This is a genomic window from Kineococcus glutinatus, assembly GCF_039542765.1.
Classification (GTDB): domain Bacteria; phylum Actinomycetota; class Actinomycetes; order Actinomycetales; family Kineococcaceae; genus Kineococcus_A; species Kineococcus_A glutinatus.
On the sequence record NZ_BAABIL010000581.1, the window covers coordinates 1 to 8477 of the forward strand.

6 protein-coding genes and 1 pseudogene are annotated in these 8477 nt (G+C 76.9%); 4 read left to right on the forward strand and 3 right to left on the reverse strand.

Annotated features, from left to right (window positions below):
* The 4 genes and pseudogenes from ABEB16_RS18505 to ABEB16_RS18520 form a co-directional block, all read left to right on the forward strand.
* A pseudogene (locus ABEB16_RS18505) lies at positions 1-1071 on the forward strand (hypothetical protein); the annotation flags it as partial.
* On the forward strand, positions 1068-1697 hold the full coding sequence (locus ABEB16_RS18510) for a hypothetical protein (RefSeq protein ID WP_345713685.1): 630 nt from the start codon (positions 1068-1070) through the stop codon (positions 1695-1697). The pseudogene ABEB16_RS18505 and the gene ABEB16_RS18510, both read left to right, overlap by 4 nt.
* Positions 1694-2332 carry a hypothetical protein gene (locus tag ABEB16_RS18515; protein ID WP_345713686.1) on the forward strand — a complete coding sequence of 213 codons (639 nt, stop codon included), beginning with the start codon at positions 1694-1696 and terminating at the stop codon, positions 2330-2332. Before ABEB16_RS18510 ends, ABEB16_RS18515 begins: the two co-directional genes overlap by 4 nt.
* On the forward strand, positions 2329-2817 hold the full coding sequence (locus ABEB16_RS18520) for a hypothetical protein (RefSeq protein WP_345713687.1): 489 nt from the start codon (positions 2329-2331) through the stop codon (positions 2815-2817). The genes ABEB16_RS18515 and ABEB16_RS18520 overlap by 4 nt, the downstream gene beginning before the upstream one ends.
* Before the next feature lie 28 nt (positions 2818-2845).
* Here the strand turns inward: ABEB16_RS18520 and ABEB16_RS18525 are convergent, their stop codons facing one another.
* The 3 genes from ABEB16_RS18525 to ABEB16_RS18535 all read right to left on the reverse strand — a co-directional run.
* A complete protein-coding gene (locus tag ABEB16_RS18525) occupies positions 2846-4636 on the reverse strand; it encodes a thiamine pyrophosphate-requiring protein (RefSeq protein WP_345713688.1) in 1791 nt (596 codons plus the stop codon).
* Between the two features lie 103 nt (positions 4637-4739).
* Positions 4740-7394, reverse strand: coding sequence for a diguanylate cyclase domain-containing protein (locus ABEB16_RS18530; RefSeq protein ID WP_345713689.1), 2655 nt, complete (start codon positions 7392-7394; stop codon positions 4740-4742).
* Between the two features lie 125 nt (positions 7395-7519).
* On the reverse strand, positions 7520-8477 hold a 958-nt coding region (locus ABEB16_RS18535; RefSeq protein ID WP_425560250.1), incomplete at its 5' end, for an extracellular catalytic domain type 1 short-chain-length polyhydroxyalkanoate depolymerase.

Sequence of the window (8477 nt, forward strand, 5' to 3'; positions counted from 1 at the left end):
GACGACCGCGACCACGCCGCCCAGCGGGCCTCGCGCGCCATCGCCGAGGTCATCGACCACGACGCGCTGCACGACAGCGGGTGGGACCGGTTCACCGGCTTCCTCCACCGGTACGCCGACGAGATCGGCGACGCCGCGGACGTGCTCGGCGAGATCTCCATGTGGACGGGACTCGCCGCCCTCGCCTGCACGGCGCTCACCGCGATCTTCCCCCCGGCAGGGGTCGTCCTGCTCCCGCTCGCCGGCGTCCTGGAGGTCGTCTCCGTCAGCACGGGCCTGCTGGCCACCGCCTGCCACGTCGCGCTGCTGCTGTCCGGCGACGGGTCCTGGTCGGACGTCGCCTGGGACGCGCTGGGGCTGGCCACGATGGGCGTCGGCCGCGTCGCCGGGAAGCTGGTGCGCAGCGCCGGGGGTGAGGTCGTCGACCTCGTGGGCCGCTCCGGTCCCGTGCGCAGCGCCAACGACGCCGTCCGCCGCGCCATGGACGCCGAGGGTCTGCACGGCCTCACCCCGGAGGTGGTCGCCGGCATCGCCGCCCGGCTGCGCACGCCCGTCTCCGGGGACGTCAAGCGCGCCGTCCGGCAGGAGCTCGTCGACGCCGGGCACGCCGCGGGGACCCTGTCGGTCAACGCGGTGCGCCGCATCGCCACCGCCACGCGCCAGGCCTACGACGACACCGCGGTCCGGGAGGTCGCCCGGCGCCTGGACGCGGTGCCCACGACCGCCGCCGGCATCCGCAGCGCGCTGCCGCAGGTCCTGCGCCCCACCGGGGAGGAGTTCCGCGACGCGCTGCGCCACGTCAGCCACCACGAGGCGACGAAGGCGAGGATCGACGCCGCGCTCGGGACGCTGACCGAGGCCGAGCGCGCCGCGGTGACCGCGCTGCCCGGGATCGCCGAGCGCGTCCGCCGCATCGACACCGTCGAGCGGGTGTCATCCGCGATCACCGACGGCTTCGCGTGGGCCGATCGCGCCAAGTACGGCTTCGAGAAGCTGCTCGAGAACTCGCGGCAGGAGCCCGCGGACGGCGCCGGGAACGAGCGCGCCGGCAGCGAGGTGGGCGCCCGGTGAGCGCGCTGGGCACCCGCGCCACGGACTACGCGCTGCTGCTGCCGCAGGGCTGGGAGCGCATCGACCTGGCCCCGCAGCGGCGCGCCGCGGACGTCGATGCCCTGCTGCGGCGGCAGTTCGACGGCGTCCGCACCCAGGAGGGGCTCGTCGAGGGCCTGCGCACCGAGCTGCTGGCGCAGGCGGCCCGGGCGGCGCAGGTGGGGGGCGTGGACCTGCACCTGTCGCTGATGCGGGCCGGCGTCGTCCTGCTGCCCGCGTCGCTGCTGGTCAGCGTGCTGCCGCCCGGTGCCGGGCTCGGGGGGGACGCGACCGGTGCGCGGGCGCGCCGGGTGGCCCTGCCCGCCGGGGAGGCGCTGCGGCGGCAGCGGATCGTCCCCGCGACGCAGGGCCCGCTGGGCATCACCGGCGAAGCCCTCGTCCTGGAGCACCTCGTCGCGATGCCCGACGCCGCCGGCGGCTCGCTGCTGCTGACGTTCTCCTCCCCGATGACCGCGCTGGCCGAACCGCTGCTGGAGCTGTTCGACGCCATCGCCGCCGGCCTGTCCTTCGTCCATCCCGCACCGGCACGACGGCGCGAGCCGGCGGCAGCGCCCCGGGTGCGGCCGGCCGCGGCGGACCTGCCGTGAGCGCGCTGGTGCAGCACCGCGGCGCCGGTGACCTGCTGCTCGGCCTCGACGGCGGCTCCTGCTGGGAGGTGCTGCCCCTGGAGCCCGACGTCGACGCCGCGCGGTGGGCCGCGCGCACCGCCTCCCGGCGGCTGGCCGCCGACGGCCTGGACGCCGCCGACGTCCCGCACCTGCTGGCCGGGCTGCGCGCCGACCTGGAGGAGCTCGTGCGCTGCGAGCGCCAGCGGCTGGACCCGCGCAGCTCGCTGGCCCTCGCCCTGCTGCCCGACCCCGCCGAGGGGCCGCTGTGCACCGTGGAGGTGACCTTCGTGCCCGCCCCGGCGCACGCCAGGAGCCGGGGGGCGCTGCTGCGGCTGGCCGCACAGCTCAGCGGCCGGGGGCACCGCATCGGCCGCGTCCACCGCAGCGAGGTCTCCGCCGCCGCCGGGGCCGGCGTGCGCAACCGCTACCTGACCACCACCCGCGCCGCGGACGGGCGGGTCGGCGTCGCCGAGCGCTGCGCCCTCGTGCTGTCCTCGGAGGCCGGCGGGTGGCTGCTGGCGCAGGCGACGTGGCCGGCCACCGCCGTGTCGGCGCTCGTCGAGGCCGAGGTGGACCGGCTGCTGGCCGGCACCACCCTCGAGGAGGCGCCGTGAACCGCCCCGCACCCGACCGGCGGCGCGGTGGGTGGCAGCTCGCCGCGGGTGCGGTGTTCGCCGTCGCGCTCAGCGTGATGATGACGTGGTTCTACCACCACCCGCGCCTGGCGCTGGCCGATGACGGGGTGGAGTTCCGCACCGTGGTCACGGCGGTCGACGACGGCCGCCGCGGTCCCGAGCACGTCGCGGTGGCCGCGGCGCCCTCCGCGCCCGGGGCGCCGACGTGGATCCGCACCTTCAGCCAGTACCACACCGGTGACGGCGTCGTCGTCCGCTACGACCCGGACGAGCCGGACGTGGCCTACGTCGTCGGCGACGAGCACGTCATCTACGCCTACCTCTACCCGGGGATCGTCGTGATGATGGTCGGGGGGCTGATCGCCGGTGGGATCCGCCGGCTGCTCCTGGCGCGCTCGGCACGGGCCGCCGCCATCGCGACCAGGCGGGTCCCGGTGCTCGCGCACGAGGAGGACGGAGCCTGACCCGCGCGCGCCGCCGGGGCGGCCGGGGTCAGCCGAGTTCGCGCTCCTGCTGGGCCTGCGCCTCCAGCAGCCGCAGCGCGCGCCGGCCGCCCGGCCCGTCCTGCGCCAGCGCCGAGCGCATCCGCTCCAGCTTCTGCTCCCCGGCCGGGAAGGGCGGCAGCAGCGGCACCTCCGCGTCGACGACGGCCTCGATGACGACGGGGCGGTCGGCGGACAGCGCGGCGTCCCAGGCGGCGGCGACGCCGGCGGGGTCGTCCACCCGGATGCCGCGCAGGCCGAGCAGTTCCGCGTACCCCGCGTAGGGGAACCCCGGCAACCGCTGGCTGGCGCCGAACCGCGGGTCGCCCTCCATCTCCCGCTGCTCCCACGTCACCTCGGCCAGGTCCTGGTTGTGCAGCACGCAGACGACGAACCTCGGGTCGGGCCAGTCGCGCCACCGGGCCGCGACGGTGATCAGCTCGGCGACGCCGTTCATCTGCATCGCGCCGTCACCGGCCAGCGCCACGAGCGGCCGGGAGGGTTCGGCGAGCTTGGCGGCGATGCCGTACGGCAGGGCCGACCCCATGCTCGCCAGCGTGGAGGACAGGTGGGCCTGGACCCCCGGCGGGAGCGTGAGGTGGCGGGCGTACCAGTAGGTCACCGAACCGACGTCGACGCTGACCAGCGCGTCGGCCGGCAACCGCGGGCTGAGTTCCCGGACCACCAGTTCCGGGTTGAGCGGCTCCGCCGGCAGCGCGGCCCGCCGCTCGGCCAGCACGTGCCAGCGCGCGACCGCGTCGACGACCCGGCCGCGCCAGCCCTCCTCCCGGGGCGGGTCCAGCAGCGGCAGCAGGGCCTGCAGCGTCTCGGCCGCGTCACCGGGCAGCCCCACCTCGACCGGGTAGCGGTTGCCGAGGTTGCGCCCGTCGACGTCGATCTGCACGGCGCGCACCTGCCCGGGCGTCGGGTAGAACTCCGTCCACGGGTCGTTGCTGCCGACGATGAGCAGCGTGTCGCACTCGGCCATGAGGAACGCGCTGGCGCTGGTGCCCAGGTGCCCCATGACGCCGGCGCTGGTCGGCAGCCGCTCGTCCACCCACGGCTTGCCGAGCAGGCTCGTGGTGACGCCGGCGCCGAGCCGGTCGGCGACCGCCCGCACCTGGGCGCCGGCGTGCCGGGCTCCCTGCCCGACCAGCAGGGCGGGCCTGCGGGCGGCGTTGAGCACCGCCGCCGCCTGCCGCAGGTCGTCCTCCTGCGGCAGCGTCCGGGGACGGCGCCACTCCGGAGCGCTGACGACCACGCCGTGCTCCTGCGGCAGCGGGTCGGGCGCGGGCAGCTGCTGCACGTCGTGCGGGAGCACGACGGCGCACGGCTGCCGGGTCGCCAGCGCGCTGCGGAACGCGCGGTCCAGCACCATCGGCGCGTGCTCGGCGGCCAGGACCGTCTGCACGTACTGGGTGGCGTCGCCGAACAGCGTCTGCAGGTCGATGCCCTGCTGGTAGGCGGAGCCGAGCACCGTGCGCTCCTGCTGCCCGACGACGGCGACCACGGGGACGCTGTCCAGCTTGGCGTCGTAGAGGCCGTTGAGCACGTGCACCGCCCCCGGGCCCTGCGTGACCAGCACGACCCCCACCTCGCCGGTGTACTTCGCGTGCCCGACGGCCATGAGCGCGGCGTTCTCCTCGTGCCGGGCCTGGACGAACTCCGGTCCCCCGCTGCGCCGCAGCGCGCCGAGCACCGTGTTGATCCCGTCGCCGGCGTGCCCGAACACCCGCCGGACCCCCCAGGCCCGCAACCGCTCGACCACCAGGTCCGCGACCAGCGGCTGTTCCTCGGGCATCGTCGTCTCCCCCGCTCGCGCGCCGGGTGGGCACCCGGTCGCCCCCCACCTACCCCGGGCGGGCGGGTTCATGTGCTCCGCCACCACCTGCGGAGCGGCCGGCTCACCGGCGCGCGGCGACGCCCCCGCTGCGGGCGGGCGGCTCCTGCTGCGCGCCCGCGGCCCCGTCGCCGCCGTGCACGACGATCCGCCCCTTGCCGGACCGCTTCGCCGCGTACATGGCCGCATCGGCCTCGTGGAGCACGTGCTCGGCGCCCAGCCCGCCCCACGTGTCGCACCAGCGCACGCCGATGCTGGCGCCCACGACCGCGTCGGCGCCCCCGAGGGCGATCGGCGCGCCGAGCGCGTCGAGGACCCGGCGGCCGACGGCGACGGCCTCGGTCTGCGTGGCGCCCGGGCACAGGAGGGCGAACTCGTCACCGCCCAGCCGCGCCACGGTGTCCCCGGCGCGCACGCAGCCGGTGAAGATGCCCGCCACGGCGACCAGCAGCCGGTCGCCCGCGGCGTGGCCGGCGGTGTCGTTCACGGCCTTGAAGCCGTCGAGGTCGACGTAGAGCACGGCCAGCGGACGACCGCTGCGGCCCCCCTCGGCGACCTCCTGCTCCAGGCGCTGCAGCAGGAGGGCGCGGTTGGCCAGACCGGTCAGGCTGTCGTGCTGCGCCTGGTGGGCGAGCCGCCGCTGGGCCGCGCGCTGCTCGGTGACGTCCTCGAGCAGGCACAGCAGCAGCGGCTCCCCGTCGTGCGAGGTCAACGAGGTGGCGGTCACCTCGCCGAGGACGACGCTGCCGTCGGCGCGCGTGAAGGTGCTGTCCAGGGTGGTCTCCGGCAGGGCACCGGACACCACGGGCGCCAGGGCGTCGAGGAAGCGCCCCACGTCGGCGGGTGCCACGAGCTCGTCCAGCCGGCGGCCCGGCAGCGACGCCTCCGTGCGACCCGCCAACCGGTGCATCGAGCGGTTGGCGCGCAGCACGCGCCCCGGGCCGCCGTCCTCCACCGCCACGAGCGCGATGCCGACGGGGTTGCGGTCGAACGCCGCCCGGAACAGCGCCTCGGACTGCTCGACGCGCCGCTCGGCGGCCAGCTGTGCGGTGATGTCGGTCGCCATGCTCATGTAGCCGGTGAGGCCACCCGCGCCGTCGTGCATGGGTGTGCTCGTGAGGCTCACGGTCACCGGTGTGCCGTCCCGGCGCCGGTAGCGGCAGCGCATCGTCAGGGGACCGTCCGCCCGGATCCGGGCGAAGAGGCCGGAGAGGTCGGCCAGGCCGAGCTGGCGCACGACCTCCTCGACGTCCGCGGGGTCGTGCAGCTCCAGGGCGGGACGGCCGAGCACCTCCTCGGCCGACCAGCCGAGGAGCCGCTCGGCGCCCTCGTTGAACAGCGTGATGGCACCGGTCGTGTCGACGGCGATGATCGAGTGCCCGGTCGCGGCGTCCAGGACGCTGGCGAAGAGGTCGTGGGCGCGGGCGACCTCGTCGGCGGCGGCCCGCACGTCGGTCACGTCGTGCAGCGCCGCGACGGCCCCCCGGCTCCACGCCGCGCCCGGCTCCACCGGCAGCGGGTGCGCGCTGACGGAGACGGTGCGGCCCCCGGGGTGCGCCGCCGTGACGATCCGCCCGTCGACGCCGTGGGTCGATTCGCCGTGCAGCGCCCGCACGACGGGCAGGTCGCAGGTGTCCACCCGGTTCCCATCGAGGTCGAAGAAGCCGTGCCCGGAGACGGGATCCGCCCTGCCGGGCACGTCCGGGCCGCCGAAGAGGGCGTCGGCGGCCCGGTTGCGCAGCAGCAGGTCCCCGTCGGCGTCCAGCACGGCGACCGCGTCGCTGATGGAGTCGAAGACGGCGCCGAGGAGTGCGGCCTGCTCGCGCGCCCGCTGCGCGTTGCGCTCGTTCTCCGCGCGGAAGAGGGCCAGGACCAGCGTCGTCAGCGCCAGCGCCGCCAGGTACGCCTCGGCCGCGACCACCTGCACGTCGTGCGCGAGCTCCGTCCAGGGGTGGTGCCCGGAGCGGACGGCGAGGACCACCGCTGCGGCGGTGAGGACCAGGTGCGCGGTCACCGCGCGCACGCTCTCGCGCAGCGCGGCCCAGACGGCGACGGGCAGCAGGCTGAAGGCGGCCGCGGCCCCGGGCAGCAGCCAGAACGACACCCCGTACGTCAGCGCGAACGCCACGACGATGCCGCAGCGCTCGGGCCCCGAGGTGTGCCGGCGCCCACCGGTGGCCCCCCCACTGGCCTGCAGGACCGCGGCCACCCCGAGCAAGCAGCTGAGGGCGCCGTGCAGCAGCCACTGCGCGGCCGAGACGGGGATCAGCGCGTCCGGGATCCGCGCGAAGGCGAGCAGGGCGACGGGCACGGAGGCCGCGGCGCCGAGGCCCGCGCCCGCGGCGAGGACGAGCAGGTCCCGGGCCGCGCGCAGCTGCAGCCCGGCCGGCCGCAGGAGCCGGTACGCCCACGCGCTCGCGAGGGCCTGGACGGCGACGGCGACCGACAGCAGCAGCGCCCCCGCCACCGACGTACCGGTCGCGCTGAACACGAGCGCCGTGAGGCCGACGAGTGCGCACGCGTCGATCACCCGCGCACGACGGCCCGGTGACCCCGCGAGCCACAGCAGCGCGACGGCGGGTGTGGGCGAGAGCACCGGCACGGTGTCGGTGAACCTGGCGGCGTGCCCGGCGAGCACCGCCAGCACCATCAGGACGGCGAAGAGGGCCCGGCGCAGCGCGGGACGGCGCGCGAGGAGCTCCGGTTCCCCGAGCGGCACGACGAGACGGTCATCGGCGCGCAGGGCGACCACCTCCCGACCGATCCGCCGCGTCCGGGCACGTCACCTCCTCGACGCACCGGGTTCGGGATCGGCCGGGGGGTGTCCCACCTTGAGCGCGCGGGTCAGGTCCGGCGGCCGTGCGCGAGGAAGAAGCGGACCATCTCCGCGGACGCGTCCGGGCCCGCGGGATCGGTGTAGGACCCGACCGGGCTGCCGCCGGACCAGGCGTGCCCGGCACCGTGCACGATCCACGACTCGGCGACCACGGCACCGGCGGCGTCGGTGTGGGTCGTGCGGGTGGCGGCGCGGCGGGCCCCGTCCTCGCGCACCGTCGTGGTCGACGCGGGGGCCGCGGCGGTCGCCAGGCGGGCGGCGACGAGCTTCTCGGCGTTCACCGGCGCCACGATCCCGTCGGCGTCGCCGTGGAACACGATGAGCGGCACCGGGCCGCCCGCGCCGGGCGAGCCGCCGGTCCGCATGGCGGCGAACGCCGAACCGACGTCGCGCGCGGCGCCGTGGGCGAGGCCGGAGTGCACCCCGACCCCGGCGTACAGCTCCGGGTACGTCGCGGCCATCACCGCCGCCATCGCCCCACCCGCGGAGAGCCCGGCGACGTAGACGCGTTCGGGGTCGACCCGGTGCTCGGCCACCACCCGGCGGGTGATGCCGGCGATGATCGACGGCTCGCCGGAACCGGCCCGCTGGTCGGCGGGGTCGAACCAGTTCCAGTAGCCGCCGGGGTTGGCCGACGTCGGCTGTTCCGGGTAGGCGACGAGGAACCCGTGCTGCTCGGCGAGGTCGTTCATGCGGGTGCCCGCGGCGCAGTCGAGGGCGTTCTGCCTGCCGCCGTGGAGCACGACGAGCAGCGGCACGGGCCCGCCGGTGGAGCCGGTGGGGACGTAGAGGTCGTAGCTGCGGGTACCGGCGGCCTCGGTGTGGCTGAGGTGGTGGATCCGCCCACCCGGGGCGGCGGCGGCCGCCGCCGCTGCGGCGGAGCGCCCCGCACCCGCACCGGGCAGGTCGACCGGCAGGCCGGCGGGCAGGTCGACCGGCAGGCGGGCGGGCAGGTCGACCGGCAGG